The sequence below is a fragment of the Streptomyces sp. NPDC059355 genome, assembly GCF_042752335.1.
In the GTDB taxonomy this organism is placed as follows: domain Bacteria; phylum Actinomycetota; class Actinomycetes; order Streptomycetales; family Streptomycetaceae; genus Streptomyces.
Genome location: NZ_JBHYXN010000001.1, coordinates 383,470 through 401,944, shown reverse-complemented (window position 1 = coordinate 401,944; position 18,475 = coordinate 383,470). Strand labels below are relative to the sequence as shown.

Genomic DNA, 18,475 nt, shown 5'->3' with positions numbered 1-18,475 from the left:
CCCAGATGCTGCCCGAGTCCTGGCTCCCCGTCCTCGGCGACGAGCTGGAGAAGCCCTACTTCGCCGAGCTCACCGAGTTCGTCGAGAAGGAGCGGGCGAACGGGCCGGTCTACCCGCCCCGCGAGCAGGTCTTCGCCGCCCTGGAGGCCACTCCGTTCGACCAGGTGAAGGTGCTGGTCCTCGGCCAGGACCCCTACCACGGCGTCGGCCAGGGACACGGCCTGTGTTTCTCCGTACGGCCGGGGGTCAAGACCCCGCCCTCCCTGCGCAACATCTACAAGGAGATGCAGGCGGAGCTGGGCACCCCCGTCCCGGACAACGGGTACCTGATGCCGTGGGCCGAGCAGGGCGTCCTGCTGCTCAACGCGGTCCTCACGGTCCGCGAGGCCGAGCCCAACTCGCACAAGGGCAAGGGCTGGGAGAAGTTCACCGACGCGGTGATCCGCGCCGTGGCCGACCGCCCCGACCCTGCCGTCTTCGTCCTGTGGGGCGCCTACGCGCAGAAGAAGCTCCCGCTCATCGACGAGGAGCGGCACGCGGTCGTCAAGGGTGCCCACCCCTCCCCGCTGTCGGCCAAGAAGTTCTTCGGCTCCCGGCCCTTCACGCAGATCAACGAGGCCGTCGCGGCGCAGGGCCATGAGCCGATCGACTGGACGATCCCGGACCTGGGCTGACGCCCCACCGCGCCTCGGCGCCAGAATCGGCGCCTCCGGCTAGCGTCGTGACGATCAGACCGGAGCAGGTCTGGCAGAGCAGGCCGGAGGCCGCCGTGACGGAGCAGCAGGAGGCGTCGGAGGACGCCGTCATGACCAGGATCGGCCAGGCCGTCATCCTGCTGCACGCCGGTGACCGCGAGGAGGCCCGCAACCGCCTCGGGGAGATCTGGACCGAGATCGGCGAGGACGGCGACTCGCTCCACCGCTGCACGCTCGCGCACTACATGGCCGACGCGCAGGACGATCCCGCCGACGAACTGGCCTGGGACCTGCGGGCCCTGACCGCCGCCGACGGGCTCGGGCGAGGGCTGCGCGACGGTCTGCCCGCGCAGCACGAGCCCCATCCGGCGGTGCGCGTGTTCTATCCGTCGCTGCACCTCAACCTGGCCGCCGACTACGTGAAACTCCAGCGGCACGAGGCGGCCCGGCTGCACCTGGCCCGGGCCCGGGCCGCCACCGGGGCCCTGTCCGACGACGGGTACGGGAACGGCGTACGGGCGGCCATCGCCCGGCTGGAGCGGCGCCTGGCCGCGGAGCCGGGCAGGGGGCACCGGCCGTTCCCGGAGCAGCACCCGTAGCGGCCCGGAGGATCGGCGGCCCGGCGGCCGCTCAGCCGTCGTGGACGTTCGCGCAGATACGGGCCTCCGGGCTGTCGGGGTGCCACCGCCCGTGTCGGCGGCCCAGCGCGCACACGTCGGCGGGCCGGACCGGCAGCTCCTTCATCAGCTCGCGCGGAACTTCAGCCTCCGTCCCCGGGCGCTCCGTACGGCCCCCCTTGCCCCCTGGGGCGCGCCGGGAGGGCCGGTGAGGCTCGGGGATGTCCGGCACCGGCGGGACGGCCTGTGAGGCTTCCTCGGCGGCCGCGCCCGGAATGCCCGCCGCGCCTGCCGGAGCCGCCGCCCCGCGCGGTGCGGGCGCTCCGCCCGCTACGGGGGCCGCCGACCGCGCGGACTGCCCCGGAGCCGCCTTCAGGGCCTCCAGGGCGGGCGCCTGGACCTCCACCGGCACGGCCCCCGGTCCGCCGCGCGGCTCGTGCCGCGGCGGCGCCGCCGCGGTCCCGGGGGCGGCCGCCGGCTGCATCGGGGCGGGTGTCACATTCACGCAGCCGGAGACGGCCGAGACGGCACAGGCGACTCCGAGCAGCAGCTTCGTCGTGGTTCGCGTTGGATGCACTCGCGCAACTCTGCTGTGCGAGGACCCCGTTGCGAAAACCCGGAGCCGAAATTGACCCCGCACGGGTGACGGACATCCCCCGGACACCCGCCCGTCACCTGCGCGCCGCGGTCGGCGCAGGGCCGCCGCGCGGTCGGCGTGCGGTCGGCATGTGGCAGGCGTGCGACCCGCGTCAGTCGCCCGTGGCGCCGTCGATCTGCTCGCGCAGCAGGTCGGCGTGCCCGTTGTGGCGCGCGTACTCCTCGATCATGTGCGTGTAGACCCAGCGCAGGCTGAACGCCTCGCCGCGGTGGTGGCTCTCGGCATCCGACACCAGGTCCAGCGAACGGCCCGCCGCGGCCTGCCGCGCCAGCTCGACCTCGGTCTGCCAGGTCCGCTCGGCCTCGGCCCAGGTGTCCCCGGGGCCGAAGTGGAAGTCCCCGTCCGGATCCTCCTGCGTGCAGTACAGCTCGGGGAGGTCCTCGCCCAGCATGATCTCCCGGAACCAGTACCGCTCCACCTCCGCCATGTGCCGTACGAGGCCCAGCAGGCTCAGTTCGGACGGGGGGAGCGGGGCGCGGCCCAGCTGCTCGTCCCCGAGGCCCTCGCACTTCCAGACGAGCGTGGCGCGGTGGTAGTCGAGCCAGCCGTCCAGCATCTCCCGCTCGGTCGCGGTGGTGGAGGGCTCGGTGCGGTGGGATCCGGTGGTCGTGGTCATGAAGCCATCCTCGGCGAATGAAGCCCCTGCCACCAGGGATTAAGCTGCGCAGGTCCCAGAAGGATCTACCTGGAGGTTCCCGGTGAAGGTCGGCGTCATCGGACTCGGCGACATCGCCCAGAAGGCGTACCTGCCCGTCCTCACCGCCCGCCCGGGCGTGGAACTGCACCTGCAGACCCGGACCCCGGCCACGCTGGAGCGGATCGGGGAGATCCACCACATCCCGGCGGCGCACCGCCACACCACCCTCGACGGTCTCCTGGCCGAGGGCCTCGACGCGGCATTCGTCCACGCCCCGACGGCCGTTCACCCCGAGATCGTGACCCGGCTGCTCGAAGCGGGCGTGCCGACGTACGTGGACAAGCCGCTGGCCTACGAGCTCGAGGACTCACGCAGGCTCGTGGAACTCGCCGAGGAGCGCGGGGTCTCGCTCGCCGTCGGCTTCAACCGCCGCCACGCTCCCGGCTACGCGCAGTGCGCCGAGCACCCGCGCGAGCTCATCGTCATGCAGAAGAACCGGGTCGGACTGCCCGAGGACCCGCGCACCCTCGTCCTCGACGACTTCATCCACGTCGTCGACACCCTGCGCTTCCTGCTCCCCGGCGAGGCCGACCACATCGACGTCCGGGCCCAGGTCCGCGAAGGCCTCATGCACCAGGTCGTCCTCCAGATGTCGGGTCCCGGCTTCACCGCGCTCGGGATCATGAACCGGCTGTCCGGTTCCACCGAGGAGGTCCTCGAAGTGTCGGGGCAGGACACCAAGCGGCAGGTCGTCAACCTCGCCGAGATCATCGACCACCGCGGCCAGCCGACCGTGCGGCGCCGCGGGGACTGGGTCCCGGTCGCCCGCCAGCGCGGCATCGAGCAGGTCGTGGACACCTTCCTGGAGTCCGTCGCGGCGGGCAGCACGCTGAGCGCCCGAGACGCGCTGCTCACCCACGAGCTGTGCGAGCGGGTGGTGTCGTCGGCTCTGGAGCAGGCTTCCTGAGCCCGAGCGCCCTGATGCCCTCGACCGCGCAGTACGCCGCCAGCAGCGCCAGGGCGGCGCCCACGGGCCAGTCCCCGAAGCGGACGTAGTACGTCGAGCCGCGGGCGAGCGGGACCTCGTACACCTGCGCCGCGCGCGCGGAGGTGGGCAGTGCCGGGCCGATCCGCTCGCCGGACGGGCCGTGCACCTCGCTGATCCCGGTGAGGGTGGCGTGCACCATCGGGCGGCCGTCCTCGGCGGCGCGCAGCGCGGCGAGCGAGGCGTGCTGCGCCGGCGCCCAGCTGTGCTGGAAGCTGGAGGTGGCCGACTGGGCGATCAGCAGGGCGGCGCCGTCGCGGGTCAGGCGCCGGCTCATGTCGGGGAAGGCCGACTCGAAGCAGACGAGCGGGCCGATCCGGACTCCGGGCCGGCCCGGCAGGTTCATCAGGACCGGCTCCGAGCCGCTCCGGCGGTCCTCGCCGGCGGCCTTGCCGACCGAGGTGGCCCAGCCGAGCAGCGAGCGGGCCGGTACGTACTCGCCGAAGGGGACCAGGCGCATCTTGTCGTACCGGTCGCCGGTGGGCCCGTCGGGGCCGACGAGGACGGAGCTCTTGTAGATGCCGCCCTCGGGAGTGGTGGCCGCCGCGGCGACCAGACCCACGGCCGGGCCCGGGACCGGGACCACGGCCGGGCCGGCCGGCCGCCGGGCGTCGACATTGACCAGCAGCGGCGCCCCGACCTCGGAGGACAGTACGGCGAGGCGCCGGGCCAGGTCCGGGCGCGCGGCCAGGTCGGCCCCGACGCTGCTCTCGCCCCACACCACCAGGTCCACCCGCTGCCCGGCCAGCGTCCGCGTCAGCCGTTCCCCGGCGGTGAACCGCTGCTCGGCGCTGTCCGGGCCGTCCGCCACCGGGCCGGGTTGTACGACGGCCACGCGCAGCGCGCCCGACGCTTCGGGGCGCGGCACCCACAGCCACACCGCCCCCGTCAGCACCACGCACCCCGTCACCCCGGCCACCGCCGGAACCCGGGCCGCCGGTACGGAGATCAGCAGTACCAGCGCGCAGTTCACCGCCACCACCAGCAGGCTCACCAGCCACACCCCGCCCACCGAGGCGAGCCGCAGGGCGGGCGGCACCTGCCACTGGCTGGCCCCCAGCAGCCCCCACGGCCCGCCGAGGCCCTGCCAGGACCGGGCCAGCTCGGACAGCAGCCAGCCCGCCGGTACGAGGAGCAGCGCGGCCGCCGCACGTCCCGGATCCGGGACCCCGCCGAGGAACTCCCGCACCAGCAGGGCCCAGGGGATCCACAGCAGCCCCACCAGGGCCGCCACCGGCAGCAGGAACACGTGCAGGCTGGGCAGCAGCCAGTGGTGGACGGCGACGATGAACCCGGCGCCGCCGAGCCAGCCCTCCAGGGCCGCGCGCCGCCCGGTCGGCGCCGACCTCAGCAGCAGCATCCACGGCACGAGGGCGACGTACGCGAACCACCAGAGCGCGGGGGCGGGGAAGGCGAGGCACGGCAGTGCTCCCGCGGCGACGGCGGCCGCCGCCCGCCGGTACCGGATCCGCTTCGCGACCATGACGCGCCTCCGCTTCCAGTGTGGAACAGGGCCGTCCGGACGGCCTTCCGGGAAAGGTCGCCCCGCCTACGCGGTCATGTGCCGCCACTTCTCGCGGACGGTGACGCCGGTGAGCAGCCAGCCGCCGCCGGTCGTGCGGGCGAGGCCGAAGGTGTAGCGGCCGGCGGCCACGAAGTTCGGCGCGGTCACCGTCCCGTCGAACTCCGGCCCGGCGAGCCGCATGGGATTGAGGAAGTCCGCCCGCACCTCGGCCCGGTCGCCGGGCCAGCCGCCCCGGTCCTCCAGCCGGATCAGCCGGTTGACGATCAGGTGCTGGCGCACCGGGAAGAGCTCCATGGTCTCCGCGAGCCAGTCGGCGACCTCCGCGGCCGGGCCCTCGATCCCGCCCGCCGAGCTGTAGTCGGCCCGCCCCTCGGAAGTGAACAGCGCGCGGTACGCCGCCCAGTCGCCGTCGTCCACGGCCACCGCGTACCCCGTGACCACCTCGTCGATCGCCATCCGGTCCATGACCGTGGCGAGGTCCACACGCTGCGTCATCGGGTCAGTGTGGGGGCGCGCGGCGGCGAGGCCAAGGGGCGTGCGCGGTCAGGATCCGCGCGCGGTGGATCAGTGACCGGAATGCGCCTCCCGCTGCCGCACCACGACGAGGAAAGCGTCGGTGGCCAGGTCCATCACCACCTCGGCGGGCACGCCCTCGCGCATCCGCTCCGCCGCGTACTCCTCGGCGGGCCAGCTTCCCCTCGGACTTCCGGCCGGAAACCGCTCCAGCACCACTCGCCCCATGGGGCACCCCCTGCTGTTTGCCTTCAGGTCGCTTCAGGTCTCTTCAGGCACAACGACGCGGAGGCCGCCCGGGAACGTTCCCGAGCGGCCTCCGGTTCACGCGAAGCGGTGAGCGGCGGCGGTGTCAGCCGGCCGACTCGGCGGCGAAGGGGCTGAGCACGCCCATGCCGATCAGCACGAACAGTGCGATGCCCAGGGCGATCCGGTAGATCACGAACGGCATGAAGCTCTTGCTGGAGATGAACTTCATGAACCACGCGATGACGGCGTAGCCCACGAAGAACGCGATGACCGTGGCGAAGATCGTCGGCCCCCAGGTGATGTGACCCGGGGTCTCGACCACGTCCTTGATCTCGAACGCGCCCGACGCCAGCACGGCCGGAATGGCGAGCAGGAACGAGTAGCGGGCGGCAGCCTCACGCGTGAAGCCCAGCAGCAGACCGCCGGAGATCGTCGCACCGGAGCGGGAGACGCCCGGGATCAGGGCCATCGCCTGGCAGAGACCGAAGATCAGGCCGTCCTTGACGCCCAGTTCCTTGAGCGTCTTGCGCTCCCGGATGGCGCGGTGCCGGCCCCCCTCCTCGTCGCGGGCGGCCAGCCGGTCCGCGATGCCGAGGACGACGCCCATCACGATCAGGGTGGTCGCGGTCAGCCGCAGATCACGGGCAGGGCCGGTGATCTGGTCCTTGAACGCGATGCCGAGGACACCGATCGGGATCGATCCGACGATCACCAGCCAGCCCATCTTGGCGTCCTGGTCCGAGCGCAGCGACGCCGTGAACAGCGAGCGGAACCAGGTGGAGATGATCCGCGCGATGTCCTTGCGGAAGTAGATCAGCACGGCGGCCTCGGTGCCGATCTGCGTGATCGCGGTGAAGGCCGCGCCCGGGTCCTGCCAGCCGGCGAATGCCGCGGTCAGCCGGAGGTGGGCGCTGGAGGAGATCGGGAGGAACTCCGTAAGCCCCTGGACGAGACCGAGGATTAGGGATTCGAACCAGCTCATGTCGGGGTGCGCTCGTCCTTGTGATCGTCGGGCAGTTCGGGTCCGATGCTAGGGCCCGTGGGGAGCGGCGCTGACCACAGGGGGGTGCTCGGGCACCGGATCGCGCGTTTCGCACGCCGGTACGGGCGCCAGCCGGTGCCGTTTGCGCCATCCGACGACCGCGGCGGCGACCGCGGAGACGGCGATGAAGCCGAAGGAGGCGAGGAAGGCGGGGGAGTCCGGAGAGGAGGCGCTCGCGCCCGCGACCACGTACGCGGCGGTGTTCGGGACGACGCCGATCGCCGTCGCGAGGAGGAAGGGCAGCCAGCCGCAGCGGGACACCGCCGCAAGGTAGTTGGCGGCCGCGAAGGGCAGGCCGGGGAAGATCCGGACCGCCAGCATCGAGCGGAAACCGTGCCGGGCCAGCTGGTCGTCGGCCGCCTGGAGCCAGCGCCCGCGCAGCAGCGGCCGTACGGCTTCCCGGCCCAGCAGCCGGCCCAGCCCGAAGGAGATCCCGGCGCCGATGACGGAGCCGCCGACCGCCGCGGCCAGACCGAAGGGGATGCCGAAGACGGCACCCGCCGCCAGGTTGAGCAGCGGGCGCGGCACCAGGGCCGCCGTGCCCACGCCGTACGCGGCCGCGAACAGCAGCACGGCCGCGCCGACCGGGAGTCCCGGGGGCCACCCCTCCGAGAGGATGCGCTGGGGCTCGTACAGCACGACGTACACGCCGGCCGCCAGCAGCAGCACGACGAGCAGCGACAGCCGGGTCCACGGCGCGAGGAGGAGGGACATCCGGGGAGACTAGCCGACCAATGCGGCGGCGCGCCGTAATCTGGGCCTCATGCGGCCGAACGACCAGCGACCCCCGAAGGTCCCGCACAGCGCCCTCGCGGACACCCTCATCGACTGCCTCACCGCGGCGTACGGAGCGGCCGCCGACCCGGAGCAGGCCCGTTCCATGGCCGCGTACATGAAGGACGTCGCGCCCTTCCTCGGCATCCGCACCCCGCTGCGGCGCGAACTGTCGAAGGCCGTGACCGGGCAGAGCGCCAAGCCGGCGGAGGCGGACGTTACGGCGCTCGTGCTGCGGTGCTGGGAGCTTCCGGAACGCGAATACCACTACTTCGCGGTGGACTACCTGCGCCGCCACGTCCGGGTCTGCTCCTCCGGCTTCCTGCCGGTGGTGCGGCAGCTGATCGTCACCGTCCCGTGGTGGGACACCGTCGACCTCCTCGCGGCGCACGCGGCCGGTCCGCTCGTGGCCGCAGATCCGAAGCTCACGGCCGTGATGGACGAATGGATCGGGGACGAGGACCTCTGGCTCGCCCGCACCGCCCTCCTCCACCAGCTGCGCTACAAGTCCGCGACGGACACCGGACGCCTCTTCGCGTACTGCCGCCGCCAGTGCGGCCACCCGGACTTCTTCATCCGCAAGGCCATCGGCTGGGCGCTGCGCGAGTACGCGAAGACGGACCCGGACGCGGTCCGCGCCTTCGTCGCGGCGGAAGGCGACCGCCTTTCCCCGCTGTCGGTGCGCGAGGCACTCAAGAACCACTGACCGCGCGGTAATTCATTCGACGCGGCGGGGGCGGTCCGGCAGGATCCGGTGCATGTCCCGGTACGCCTTCACCGCAGCGCCGTCCGCAGTCGCGGACGCGCCGAAGGCTGCCGCATTCCCCTTCGAGGCGCTTGAAGCCCTTGAAGCCCTCGATGTCTTCGATGTCTTCGACGTCTTCGAGGCAACCGCCTTCGCCGCATTCGACGGCGCACGAAGCTGACCCTTCCCGGATCGTCCGGCGGACCCCACAGGGGGAGGGTCGGTTCGCTCCAGGGGTCCCGTCTCCGGCTTCGCAGGCATTCGGGAAGACATCATGGCCAAGACGGCCTTCGTGCGCACCAAGCCGCACCTGAACATCGGCACCATGGGTCACGTCGACCACGGCAAGACCACCCTCACCGCCGCCATCACCAAGGTCCTCGCCGAGCGCGGCGGCGCCTCCTTCGTGCCCTTCGACCGCATCGACCGGGCCCCCGAGGAGGCCCGCCGCGGCATCACCATCAACCTCACGCACGTCGAGTACGAGACCGACACCCGGCACTACGCCCACGTGGACATGCCCGGGCACGCCGACTACGTCAAGAACATGGTCACCGGCGCCGCTCAGCTCGACGGGGCGATCCTCGTCGTCTCCGCGCTCGACGGGGTCATGCCGCAAACCGCCGAGCACGTGCTCCTGGCCCGCCAAGTCGGTGTCGACCACATCGTCGTCGCCCTCAACAAGGCCGACGCCGGGGACCCCGAGCTCACCGACCTGGTCGAGCTGGAGGTCCGCGAGCTGCTCACCGCCAACGGCTACGGCGGGGACGGCGCCCCGGTCGTACGGGTCTCCGGACTCGGTGCGCTGGAGGGCGACCCGCGCTGGACCGGGGCGATCGAGGCGCTGCTCGACGCCGTGGACACGTACGTGCCGATGCCGGTGCGGTACACGGACGCGCCGTTCCTCCTGCCCGTAGAGAACGTGCTGACCATCACCGGGCGGGGGACCGTCGTGACCGGCGCCGTCGAGCGCGGGAGCGTGCGCACGGGCGACCGCGTGAGCGTCCTCGGAGGCGACGGCGAGCCCGTCGAGACCGTGGTGACCGGCCTGGAGACCTTCGGCAAGCCGATGGAGTCCGCCGAGGCCGGGGACAACGTCGCGCTGCTGCTGCGCGGGGTGCCGCGGGACGGCGTACGGCGCGGGCAGGTGGTCGCCGCTCCCGGGAGCGTCGTGCCCAAGCGCCGCTTCAGCGCGCGGGTGTACGTGCTCTCCGCGCGGGAGGGCGGCCGTACGACCCCGGTGGCGTCCGGGTACCGGCCGCAGTTCTACATCCGCACCGCCGACGTGGTGGGGGACGTGGACCTGGGTGTGGCCGGGGTGGCCCGGCCGGGGGAGACGGTCGAGATGACCGTCGAGCTCGGACGGGACGTGCCGCTGGAGCCGGGGCTCGGCTTCGCGATCCGCGAGGGCGGGCGGACCGTCGGCGCGGGGACGGTCACGGCCGTGCTCGGCTGAAGCACCGTCCGCGCCGGCGCCGACCTCCCGACGCCCCGCCGTGGTGGCGGCGGCCGGCTTGCGCCAGACTGCCGTCACCACGGGCGTACGAAGAGGGGCGGGCCGGCATGGGCGGCGATACGGCACTGGTGCTGGGCGGCGGGGGACTCACCGGCGTCGGCTGGGAGGCGGGCATCCTGTACGGGCTCGCCCGGGCGGGCGTGGACCTGAACGCCGCCGACCTCGTCGTCGGCACCTCCGCCGGCTCGGTGGTGGGGGCCCAGCTCACCTCCGGGCTGCTCAGCCCGCAGGAGCTGTACGAGCGCCAGCTCGGCGACCCCGCCGGCGAGGTCGCCGCCCGGCTCGGTATGGGGCTCATCGCCCGGTACGCCGTCGCGATGGTGCGCTCGCGGGATCCGGAGGCCTACCGCAGGCGGGTCGGCGCCCTCGCCCTCGCCGCCGACACCGGCGAGGAGGCGGAGCGGCGCAAGGTGCTGGAGGCCCGGCTCGTGTCGCACGCGTGGCCCGAGCGCAGGCTGGTCGTCACCGCCGTCGACGCGCTCACCGGCGAGCTCGCCGCCTTCGACCGGGAGAGCGGGGCCGGGCTGGTCGACGCGGTCTCGGCGAGCTGCGCGGTGCCCGGGGTGTGGCCGCCGGTCACGGTCGGCGGGCGGCGGTTCATCGACGGCGGGATCCGGTCCGCGACCAACGCCGACCTCGCTTCCGGCTGCACACGGGTGGTGATCCTCGCGCCGATGGCGCTCGGATCCGGACTCGTCCCCTCGCCGGCCGCCCAGGCGGCCCGGCTGCGCGAGGCCGGGGCTCGGGTGCTGCTGATCACCCCGTCCGCGCAGGCCCGCAAGGTCTTCGGGCGCAACGTCCTGGACCCGGCGCGGCGGGACCCGGCGGCGCGGGCCGGGCTCGCGCAGGCCGCGGAGCACGCCGCCGAGGCGGCCGCCGTCTGGGCGGGCTGACCCGCCGCCTGCCGGACAATGGTGCGGTGAGCGACGAACAGATCCCGGTCGTCCGGGACGTGGGCCAGGGCACCGCGAAACTGATGCCGGACGTGGACCGGGAGCGGGCCTGGCTGCTGACCGTCGACGGCGCACCGCAGTCGTACGTGGACCTCGACGATCCCGGGCACCTGGAATTCGAGTACGTACGCCGGCTCGGGCACGTGCTCGACAGCGTGGCGGAGCCGGGGGCCGCGCTGGACCTGCTGCACCTCGGCGGCGGCGCGCTGACGCTGCCCCGCTACGCGGCGGCGACCCGGCCGGGCTCCCGGCAGACGGTCGTGGAGTTCGACGCCGCACTGGTGGAGCTGGTCGCGGAGCACCTGCCGCTGCCGGCCGGGTCGGACGTCACCGTGCACGCCGCCGACGCGCGGGCCTGGCTGGAGGGCGCGGCCGCGGACAGCGCGGACGTGCTCGTCGCCGACGTGTTCGGCGGCTCGCGGGTGCCGGCGCAGCTGACCTCCGTGGAGTACGCGAGGGAGGCGGCGCGGGTGCTGCGGCCGGGCGGGGTCTACGCGGCGAACCTGGCCGACGGGGCGCCGTTCGACTTCCTGCGGGCCCAGCTCGCCAATTTCGGTGCGGTGTTCGGGGAGCTCGCGCTCGTCGCGGAGCCGGGGGTGCTGCGCGGGAGGCGGTTCGGGAACGCCGTACTGCTCGCCTCGGACGCCGAGCTGCCGGTGGCGGCGCTGTCCCGGAGGTGCGCCGCGGACGCCTTCGCGGCGCGGGTCGAGGAAGGCGCGGCCCTGGCCCGGTTCATGAAGGGGGCGGTGCCGGTGGCGGACGCGGACGCCGTCGCCTCGCCGGAGCCGCCGGAGGGCGCGTTCAGCCTGGGCTGACGCCGCTGCACTCGGTCGCCGGGTCGGGAGCGGCGGCGGCCGGGAACACGGCGGCCTTCGCAGGAGCGGGCCTGCGGGTCATTCGGCGGACGTCCGGGACGAAGAGGACCGCCGCGGTGCCCAGCACGACCAGCGCGGCGCAGCCCCACAGGGCGGAGGTGCGGCCGAAGGCCGACTCGACCGGGCCGGCCACGGCGGTCGCCAGCGGGAGCATCGACACCGAGCCGAACCAGTCGTAGGCGGAGACCCGGGAGAACTTCTCCTCCGGGATCTCCTGGTGCATGGTCGTCATCCAGTTCACGCCGAACACCTCGATGGCGGTCCCGCTGACGAACATCACCGCGCACAGGCCCCACACCGGCAGCGGGACCGCCAGACCCGCCGAGGGCAGGGCCAGCGGGAACACGCACAGGGTGCCGACCAGCAGCAGCCGGCGCGGTTTCCACACCATCATCAGGACGGCGCCGGCGATGGTGCCGATGCCGAAGAAGCCCAGTGCCAGGCCCCAGGGGGCCGGCCCGCCCAGCTGGTCCCGGGCGACCAGAGGCCCGTACACCGCCTCCGCGGCGCCGACGACGGCGACGACCACGGAGAACTGGAGCACGATGCTCCACAGCCAGGGCCGGGTCCGGAACTCCACCCAGCCCTCGCGCAGGTCCGCCAGCAGACCGCCGCCGGGAGCCCGGTCGGCGACGTGGCCGACGTCGAGGAAGGCGCGCATCGCCCCCGCGACGGCGAAGGCGGCCGCGTCCACGGCCAGGACCCAGCCCGGGCCGATCGCGGCGATCATGGCGCCGCCGAGGGCCGCGCCGCCGATGCCGGCTCCGTTCATGGCCATGCGGAACAGGGCGAAGGCGCGGTTGGCGTGCTCCGCGGAGACGCTGGACAGCAGCATGCCCTCGGCGGCCGGGTTGAAGAAGGCCTGGCCCGTGCCGCAGAGCGCGGTGAGCAGCATCATCTGCCACAGCTGCGGCTGTCCGGTCAGGACGAGGACGGCGAAGGCGGCCTGCGAGACGCAGTTGAGGGCGTTGGCCGCGACCATCACGCGGTGGCGCGGCATCCGGTCGGCGAGCGCCCCGCCTATGAGCAGGAAGAGGACGAGCGGGAGCGTGCGGGCCGCCGCCACCAGGCCCACGTCGCCGCCGGAGCCGCCCGTCTCCAGGACGGCGAAGGCCGAGGCGATGAGCGCTCCGTGACTGCCGAGGTTCGTGACGACCGCGGCACCCGTGAGCAGGGTGTAGTTGCGGCCCGCCCAGGCGGGCCGACGGCGGTGTGCGGTCGTACGGGGCGGGGCGGCGGGGGGAGAGCTCACCCCCGGACTATCCACGCCCCGGGCCGAGAATCCAAACGGATTAGGGTCCGGGGCGCGGGGTGGGACGAATGGTGCCGAAGGGTTCGGCCCGTGGGTCAGCTGTTGCTGGCGGTGCCGTTGAGGCGCACCGAGCTGAGGATCTTGTCCATCGTCTCCTGCGGGACCTCGCCCTGGACGCCGGCGGCGCTGTAGAGGATCCAGCTGGAGAAGTCACCGTTGGCGGTCTTGAAGCTGAACGCGATGGACTTGCCGTCGGAGGAGCACTTGTTCTCCTTGGGCACGCCGATCGCCGTCGCGGTCGCCATGTGGCCCTTGAGGCCGGAGGACGTGGTGTACTCCTTCGGCTCCGAGACCTTCACGGTGCCCTTGGGCGCCTTCTGCGCGTAGGCGGCGTACGCCCAGTTGCCGGCCTCGTTCTTCACCGCCTCGGCGGTGTCCTTGGCGCCCTGGCCGCCCTTGGTTCCGGTGCCGGCGAGTCCGGTCGACTCCTCACGGCCGTCCTTGTTGGAGTCGACCTTGCACCAGTCCTCCTTGAGGAAGGCCGGCGCGGAGAAGCTGATGATCGGCATGCCGTCGTTCTTGCTCTCGTCCTCGAAGCCCGAGATGACGCCGGCGCTCGCGACGTTCCACTCCGGCGGGACGTCGAAGGCGGTTCCGTACTTGGGGTTGAGGACGACCTTCCAGCCCGGGATCACGGGCTTGACGTCGCCGCCGGAGCGCGGGTTGGCGCCGGGCGAGGCCGGCGCCTGGGACGCGGCCGGGGCCGAGGCCGAGGAGGACGCGGCGGGCTTGTTGTCGGCCGCGTCGTTCTTCTTGTCGTCCCGGGTCAGGACGAACGCGCCGGTGCCGGCCGCCGCCACGACGACCGCGGCCGCCGCGACGATGGCCACGGTCTTCGTCGAGAAGGGGCTGCCGCCGCTCTTCGGCGGCTGCACGGGCTGCTGCGGCTGGCCCCAGGGCTGGGTCGGCGGTTGGGGCTGGTAGCCGGCCTGCGGGTATCCGTAGCCGGGCTGCTGCTGGTAGGGGTTCGGCTGCTGTTCCGGCTGCGCCGGCTGCCCCTGCTGCTGGTACGGGTTCTGATGCGCGTCCTGAGGGTTCTGCTGTCCCCCGGGCGGCTGCTGCTGTCCTGGCCACATGGCCGGTAACGATAGTGGGAGTGGATGTCGGGAGGCACGGCCGCCCCGTGTGAAGGTCTGGCCAGGGTGTCTACTCGCGGGTAACATCGCGTTTCATGAGCGCAGATCAGATGAACGTGGGCGAACTGCTCGCCGCGACGGTGCCGATGGCCCGGACCCTGAACCTCCAGTTCCTGGAGACCACCCCCGAGCGTGCGGTCGTCCGGCTGCCGGACCAGCCCGACTACCACAACCACGTGGGCGGCCCGCACGCCGGCGCCATGTTCACCCTCGCCGAGTCCGCGAGCGGCGCCATCGTCCTGGCCGCCTTCGGCGACCAGCTCTCGCGCGCCGTGCCCCTCGCCGTCAAGGCCGAGATCGGCTACAAGAAGCTCGCCAAGGGCGTCGTGACGGCCACCGCCACCCTCGGTCGCCCGGCCGCCGAGGTCATCGCCGAACTCGACGCGGGCGGCCGCCCCGAGTTCCCCGTCACCATCGCCATCCAGCGCGAGGACGAGGCCGTGACGGGCGAGATGACGGTCGTCTGGACGCTGCGCCCCAACGCGTAACCCCACGCCCGCCGGCGCAGCCGCCGGCTCGGACCCGCCCGAGGACGAGAGCACCCGCGTCCCGGGCGGGTTCCGTGTTTTCGGGGGTGGCGGCTCGGGCAGGGCTGGAGTCCGCGCGCGACGAACCGGGGGTGGCCGTGGCCAAGGTCGACATCAAGCTCGACGCCGAGCTCGTGGTGGAGGTGATGGTCCTCGCCGGGATCGGTTCGCCCCAGGACGCCGTGGAGGCCGCCGTACGGGACTGCATCGCGCGCGGGCACCGCACGGAGGCGCGCGTACAGACGCAGGACGTGCCCCGCCGCGAGGCCGGTGCGCCGGAGCAGCCGCCGCAGGGCTGAACCCGGCGTGGCGGTGGCGCGTCCGGCCGGGCCCGGACGGGGCTGCGGCGCACAGTGGACGGCGGGAGCGGTCCGGCGCGGGCCGCTCCCGCCGACCCGAGCCGCAGCCGCAGGGAGCGCCCATGAGCGAGGCCGTGTCCAGACGCCGCGCGATCGGGCTGCTCGCGGCGACGGGCGCCGCCCTGGGAGCCGGCGGCTGCGTGGCCGCGGTACCGCCCGGCGGCCCGGGCCCCCGCAAGGCCTCGGCATCCGCTACGGCGACCGGGGCCGCCGCCGGCCGGCCCGGCAGTGCCGCCCGCATCGACGCCCTGCTGGAGCGGCTCACCCTGGAGGAGAAGACCGGCCTGCTGCACGGCGGCCCGGACCCCGCGCCGCTCGGGCAGGCCGGGTACGTCCCCGGCGTCCCCCGCCTCGGCATCCCGGCGCTGCGGCTCGCCGACGGCCCGGCCGGGGTGCGGGTCGCGCGGCCCGCCACCGCACTGCCCGCCCCCGTCATGCTGGCCTCCGCCTTCGACCCGGCGCTGGCCCGCGAGTACGGCAGGGTCATCGGCCGCGAGGGCCGGGCACTCGGTCAGGACGTACTGCTCTCCCCGATGGCCAACCTGATCCGCACCCCCTACGCCGGGCGGAACTTCGAGACCTTCGCCGAGGACCCCCGGCTGACCGCGGACCTCGTCGCGGAGGTGGTCCGCGGAATCCAGGACGAGGGGCTCATCGCCACCGTCAAGCACTTCGCCCTGAACAACCAGGAGCAGGGCCGCGACACCGTCGACGCCATCGCCGCCGAACAGACCCTGCACGAGACCGAGCTGCGCGGGTTCGAGGCAGCCGTCGCCGCCGGGGCCGGCGCGGTGATGGGCGCGTACAACAAGGTCAACGGCACGTACGCCTGCGAGAACAAACCCCTGCTCGACGAACTGCTGCGCGGGCGCTGGGGGTTCGGCGGCTGGGTGATGTCCGACCGGAACGCGGCCCACAGCACGGTCGCCGCCATCGGCGCCGGCCTCGACATGGAGATGCCCGGCGGCACCCACTTCGGCGCCCCGCTCCAGCAGGCGGTGCGCGGCGGAACCGTCCACGAGGACACCGTGGACCTCGCGGTACGCCGGATCCTGGCCACCATGGACCGGTTCGGGCTGCTCGCCGCGCGCCCGCCGGCCCGGCCCGCCCGCGACGCCGCCGCCGGGGCCCGGGTCGCCCGCAAGGTCGCGGCCGCGGGCGCCGTACTGCTGCGCAACGAGCACGCGACCCTGCCGCTGACCGGCGCCTCGGCCCGCTCGATCGCCGTGATCGGCCCCACCGGGCAGGTGCCCTTCGTCAGCGGCGGGGGCAGCGCACGCGTCCACACCGACCGGGCGCCCAGCCCGATCGACGCCATCAGACGGCGAGCCGGCAACGGCAGTACGGTGCGCTACGCGCTCGGCGAGGACCTGTACGGCCGCCCGCTCCCCGCGCAGCTGCTCGACCCGGCCGCCGACCTGGCCGACCGGCGCGTGGAGGCCGGGCGGAGCTGGAGCCACCAGGGCGAGTTCACGCTCCCCGCGGACGAGGAGTGGACGCTCCTCGTCCACTACACCGGGAAGCGGCCCGGCGTACGCCTCGACGGCGAGGAGATCTTCCCCGTCCGGCCCGGCGCGGCCGAGCAGTTCGCCGGCGGCCTCCTGGGCGCCGCACCCGACGGGCTCGCCGTCCGCCGCCGCACCCTCTCCCTCACGGCGGGCACCCACCGGCTCGCCGTCTTCGCCGAGGGCGGGGCCAAGGGACAGCGCTTCCGGCTGCGGCACACCACGAACGCGACCCGCGCCGCCGACCTCGCCGAGGCCGTCAAGGCCGCCGAACAGGCACACGGCGTCGTGCTGTTCGCCTACGAGGACGCCACCGAGGGCGCCGACCGGACCTCGCTGGGGCTGCCGGGCGGGCAGGCGCGGCTGATCGAGGCGGTCACCGCCGCGAACCCCCGCACCACGGTCGTGCTGAACACCTCCTCCAGTACGACCATGCCGTGGCTCTCCCGTACCGGGGCGGTCCTCCAGATGTACTACCCGGGCCAGGAGGGCGCCGCGGCCACCGCCGACGTCCTCTTCGGGGACGTGGACCCGGGCGGCCGGCTCACCCAGACCTTCCCGGCCGACGAGCAGGCCACCCCGGTCGGCGGTGACCCGCTGCGCTACCCGGGGGTGGGCGGGCGGCAGGAGTACGCCGAGGGCGTGCACGTGGGGCACCGCTGGTACGACGCGCAGCGGGTGGCCCCGCTGTTCCCGTTCGGGCACGGGCTCTCGTACACGACCTGGGAGTACGAGAACCTGACCGTCCGGCCGGAGCGCGGCGGGCTGCGGGTCGGCTTCACGGTCCGCAACACCGGGCGCCGCAAGGGCACCGAGGTGGCCCAGGTGTACGTCGGCCCCTCCGCGGAGCTGAAGCTCGACCAGCCGGTGCGCGTGCTGGCCGGCTACCGGCGGCTCACCCTGGAGGCCGGCGAGGCGCAGCAGGTGGTCCTGGACATCGACGCCCGCGCACTGTCCTCCTGGGACCCCGAAGCGCACGCCTGGGTGCTGGGTTCAGGCCGTCGTGAAGTGTTCGCGGGCCGTTCCTCGCGCGAACTCCACCTGAGGGCAAAGGCTGTGGTCACGAGCAGATAGGCTGCCCGTTCGGCGTGTCACAGGGGGCGCGCCGCCGCGACTCGGGAGGACGTACCGGTGCACATCCAGGAATGGCTGGAGACGATTCCGGCGGTCAGCATCTATCTCCTGGTGGGTCTGGTCATCGGGCTGGAGAGCCTCGGCATCCCGCTGCCGGGAGAGATCGTCCTGGTCAGCTCTGCGCTGCTGGCCTCGCAGCACGGCGAGATCGACCCCGTGGTCCTGGGGATCTGCGCGTCCACTGGCGCGATCGTCGGCGACTCGATCGGCTACGCGATCGGCCGCAGGGGCGGCAAGCCGCTGCTCGAGAGGCTCGGGCGGCGCTTCCCCAAGCACTTCGGTCCGGATCACGTGGCCCAGGCGGAGCGGGCCTTCGAGAAGTGGGGCATGTGGGCCGTCTTCTTCGGACGGTTCGTGGCCCTGCTGCGGATCTTCGCCGGTCCGCTGGCCGGCGTCCTGCACATGCCGTACTGGCGGTTCCTCGTCGCGAACATCCTCGGCGGGATCCTCTGGGCGGGCGGCACCACGGCCGTCATCTACTCGATCGGCATCGTCGCGGAGCCCTGGCTGAAGGGCTTCTCCTGGGTCGCGCTGGTGCTGGCCCTGGTGATCGGCCTCACGGTGACGATGGTGCTGCGCAGCCGGATGAAGAAGGCGGCAGCGGCCGCTGCCGCAACGGAGACGGCGGCCGCCGCGGCCGAGTAGTCGGCCGCGGGGC

General features: G+C 73.7%; 21 protein-coding genes. 12 read left to right on the top strand and 9 right to left on the bottom strand.

Annotation, left to right across the window (positions count from 1 at the left end):
* Positions 1-5: 5 nt before the first annotated feature.
* Entirely contained in the window at positions 6-674 is a 669-nt protein-coding gene (locus ACFXGI_RS01825) for a uracil-DNA glycosylase (protein WP_384701862.1), read from the top strand.
* A 95-nt stretch (positions 675-769) separates the two neighbouring features.
* A complete protein-coding gene (locus ACFXGI_RS01820) occupies positions 770-1,294 on the top strand; it encodes a hypothetical protein (RefSeq protein ID WP_384701859.1) in 525 nt (174 codons plus the stop codon).
* Positions 1,295-1,325: 31 nt separating this feature from the next.
* On the opposite strand, the gene ACFXGI_RS01815 is transcribed toward ACFXGI_RS01820, so the two are convergent.
* Both ACFXGI_RS01815 and ACFXGI_RS01810 read right to left on the bottom strand, forming a co-directional pair.
* On the bottom strand, positions 1,326-1,889 hold the full coding sequence (locus ACFXGI_RS01815) for a hypothetical protein (RefSeq protein ID WP_384701710.1): 564 nt from the start codon (positions 1,887-1,889) through the stop codon (positions 1,326-1,328).
* A 172-nt stretch (positions 1,890-2,061) separates the two neighbouring features.
* Positions 2,062-2,586 carry a DinB family protein gene (locus ACFXGI_RS01810; RefSeq protein ID WP_384701707.1) on the bottom strand — a complete coding sequence of 175 codons (525 nt, stop codon included), beginning with the start codon at positions 2,584-2,586 and terminating at the stop codon, positions 2,062-2,064.
* Between the two features lie 82 nt (positions 2,587-2,668).
* Here ACFXGI_RS01810 and ACFXGI_RS01805 point away from each other — a divergent pair, with 82 nt between their 5' ends.
* Positions 2,669-3,574: a Gfo/Idh/MocA family protein gene (locus tag ACFXGI_RS01805; protein WP_384701704.1), complete on the top strand. Its 906-nt coding sequence runs from the start codon at positions 2,669-2,671 to the stop codon at positions 3,572-3,574.
* On the opposite strand, the gene lnt is transcribed toward ACFXGI_RS01805, so the two are convergent.
* The 5 genes from lnt to ACFXGI_RS01780 form a co-directional block, all read right to left on the bottom strand.
* Entirely contained in the window at positions 3,519-5,135 is a 1,617-nt protein-coding gene (lnt, locus tag ACFXGI_RS01800; RefSeq protein WP_384701701.1) for an apolipoprotein N-acyltransferase, read from the bottom strand. The genes ACFXGI_RS01805 and lnt overlap by 56 nt on opposite strands.
* A 66-nt stretch (positions 5,136-5,201) precedes the next feature.
* A complete protein-coding gene (locus tag ACFXGI_RS01795) occupies positions 5,202-5,672 on the bottom strand; it encodes a nuclear transport factor 2 family protein (RefSeq protein WP_384701698.1) in 471 nt (156 codons plus the stop codon).
* A 69-nt stretch (positions 5,673-5,741) separates the two neighbouring features.
* Positions 5,742-5,918: a hypothetical protein gene (locus ACFXGI_RS01790; RefSeq protein WP_099893904.1), complete on the bottom strand. Its 177-nt coding sequence runs from the start codon at positions 5,916-5,918 to the stop codon at positions 5,742-5,744.
* A gap of 124 nt (positions 5,919-6,042) precedes the next feature.
* The gene (locus tag ACFXGI_RS01785; protein ID WP_384701695.1) at positions 6,043-6,921 is read right to left on the bottom strand and encodes an undecaprenyl-diphosphate phosphatase; all 879 of its coding nucleotides are present in this window, start codon (positions 6,919-6,921) and stop codon (positions 6,043-6,045) included.
* 48 nt (positions 6,922-6,969) lie between these two features.
* Positions 6,970-7,695, bottom strand: a complete 726-nt coding sequence (locus ACFXGI_RS01780) for a TVP38/TMEM64 family protein (RefSeq protein ID WP_384701692.1) — start codon at positions 7,693-7,695, stop codon at positions 6,970-6,972.
* A 49-nt stretch (positions 7,696-7,744) separates the two neighbouring features.
* On the opposite strand from ACFXGI_RS01780, the gene ACFXGI_RS01775 reads away from it, so the two are divergent.
* From ACFXGI_RS01775 to ACFXGI_RS01755, 5 genes are all read left to right on the top strand, one after another.
* Positions 7,745-8,461 (top strand): DNA alkylation repair protein, encoded by a 717-nt coding sequence (locus ACFXGI_RS01775; protein WP_384701689.1) that lies wholly within the window; start codon positions 7,745-7,747, stop codon positions 8,459-8,461.
* A gap of 52 nt (positions 8,462-8,513) precedes the next feature.
* Positions 8,514-8,681, top strand: a complete 168-nt coding sequence (locus ACFXGI_RS01770) for a hypothetical protein (RefSeq protein WP_384701687.1) — start codon at positions 8,514-8,516, stop codon at positions 8,679-8,681.
* 93 nt (positions 8,682-8,774) lie between these two features.
* On the top strand, positions 8,775-9,956 hold the full coding sequence (gene tuf / locus ACFXGI_RS01765; protein WP_384701684.1) for an elongation factor Tu: 1,182 nt from the start codon (positions 8,775-8,777) through the stop codon (positions 9,954-9,956).
* 107 nt (positions 9,957-10,063) lie between these two features.
* A complete protein-coding gene (locus ACFXGI_RS01760) occupies positions 10,064-10,909 on the top strand; it encodes a patatin-like phospholipase family protein (protein ID WP_384701681.1) in 846 nt (281 codons plus the stop codon).
* An 83-nt stretch (positions 10,910-10,992) separates the two neighbouring features.
* The gene (locus tag ACFXGI_RS01755) at positions 10,993-11,784 is read left to right on the top strand and encodes a spermidine synthase (RefSeq protein ID WP_384701856.1); all 792 of its coding nucleotides are present in this window, start codon (positions 10,993-10,995) and stop codon (positions 11,782-11,784) included.
* On the opposite strand, the gene ACFXGI_RS01750 is transcribed toward ACFXGI_RS01755, so the two are convergent.
* Positions 11,771-13,096: an MFS transporter gene (locus tag ACFXGI_RS01750; protein ID WP_384701679.1), complete on the bottom strand. Its 1,326-nt coding sequence runs from the start codon at positions 13,094-13,096 to the stop codon at positions 11,771-11,773. The genes ACFXGI_RS01755 and ACFXGI_RS01750 overlap by 14 nt on opposite strands.
* A 95-nt stretch (positions 13,097-13,191) precedes the next feature.
* A complete protein-coding gene (locus ACFXGI_RS01745; protein WP_384701676.1) occupies positions 13,192-14,232 on the bottom strand; it encodes a hypothetical protein in 1,041 nt (346 codons plus the stop codon).
* Positions 14,233-14,327: 95 nt separating this feature from the next.
* On the opposite strand from ACFXGI_RS01745, the gene ACFXGI_RS01740 reads away from it, so the two are divergent.
* From ACFXGI_RS01740 to ACFXGI_RS01725, 4 genes are all read left to right on the top strand, one after another.
* Positions 14,328-14,780, top strand: coding sequence for a DUF4442 domain-containing protein (locus tag ACFXGI_RS01740; RefSeq protein WP_181382609.1), 453 nt, complete (start codon positions 14,328-14,330; stop codon positions 14,778-14,780).
* Between the two features lie 137 nt (positions 14,781-14,917).
* Positions 14,918-15,118, top strand: a complete 201-nt coding sequence (locus ACFXGI_RS01735; protein WP_384701853.1) for a DUF2191 domain-containing protein — start codon at positions 14,918-14,920, stop codon at positions 15,116-15,118.
* 122 nt (positions 15,119-15,240) lie between these two features.
* Positions 15,241-17,757, top strand: a complete 2,517-nt coding sequence (locus tag ACFXGI_RS01730) for a beta-glucosidase (RefSeq protein ID WP_384701673.1) — start codon at positions 15,241-15,243, stop codon at positions 17,755-17,757.
* 57 nt (positions 17,758-17,814) lie between these two features.
* Positions 17,815-18,462, top strand: a complete 648-nt coding sequence (locus ACFXGI_RS01725; RefSeq protein ID WP_384701670.1) for a DedA family protein — start codon at positions 17,815-17,817, stop codon at positions 18,460-18,462.
* Positions 18,463-18,475: the final 13 nt, after the last annotated feature.

What these genes read in the sequence shown, in the direction of transcription:
- ACFXGI_RS01825 (WP_384701862.1), top strand. Translation starts at nt 6, where the DNA reads ATGCTGCCCGAGTCCTGGCTCCCCGTCCTCGGCGACGAGCTGGAGAAG.
- ACFXGI_RS01810 (WP_384701707.1), bottom strand. Translation starts at nt 2,586, where the DNA reads ATGACCACGACCACCGGATCCCACCGCACCGAGCCCTCCACCACCGCG.
- lnt (WP_384701701.1), bottom strand. Translation starts at nt 5,135, where the DNA reads ATGGTCGCGAAGCGGATCCGGTACCGGCGGGCGGCGGCCGCCGTCGCC.
- ACFXGI_RS01795 (WP_384701698.1), bottom strand. Translation starts at nt 5,672, where the DNA reads ATGACGCAGCGTGTGGACCTCGCCACGGTCATGGACCGGATGGCGATC.
- ACFXGI_RS01790 (WP_099893904.1), bottom strand. Translation starts at nt 5,918, where the DNA reads ATGGGGCGAGTGGTGCTGGAGCGGTTTCCGGCCGGAAGTCCGAGGGGA.
- ACFXGI_RS01785 (WP_384701695.1), bottom strand. Translation starts at nt 6,921, where the DNA reads ATGAGCTGGTTCGAATCCCTAATCCTCGGTCTCGTCCAGGGGCTTACG.
- ACFXGI_RS01780 (WP_384701692.1), bottom strand. Translation starts at nt 7,695, where the DNA reads ATGTCCCTCCTCCTCGCGCCGTGGACCCGGCTGTCGCTGCTCGTCGTG.
- ACFXGI_RS01775 (WP_384701689.1), top strand. Translation starts at nt 7,745, where the DNA reads ATGCGGCCGAACGACCAGCGACCCCCGAAGGTCCCGCACAGCGCCCTC.
- ACFXGI_RS01770 (WP_384701687.1), top strand. Translation starts at nt 8,514, where the DNA reads ATGTCCCGGTACGCCTTCACCGCAGCGCCGTCCGCAGTCGCGGACGCG.
- tuf (WP_384701684.1), top strand. Translation starts at nt 8,775, where the DNA reads ATGGCCAAGACGGCCTTCGTGCGCACCAAGCCGCACCTGAACATCGGC.
- ACFXGI_RS01760 (WP_384701681.1), top strand. Translation starts at nt 10,064, where the DNA reads ATGGGCGGCGATACGGCACTGGTGCTGGGCGGCGGGGGACTCACCGGC.
- ACFXGI_RS01755 (WP_384701856.1), top strand. Translation starts at nt 10,993, where the DNA reads ATGCCGGACGTGGACCGGGAGCGGGCCTGGCTGCTGACCGTCGACGGC.
- ACFXGI_RS01745 (WP_384701676.1), bottom strand. Translation starts at nt 14,232, where the DNA reads ATGTGGCCAGGACAGCAGCAGCCGCCCGGGGGACAGCAGAACCCTCAG.
- ACFXGI_RS01740 (WP_181382609.1), top strand. Translation starts at nt 14,328, where the DNA reads ATGAGCGCAGATCAGATGAACGTGGGCGAACTGCTCGCCGCGACGGTG.
- ACFXGI_RS01730 (WP_384701673.1), top strand. Translation starts at nt 15,241, where the DNA reads ATGAGCGAGGCCGTGTCCAGACGCCGCGCGATCGGGCTGCTCGCGGCG.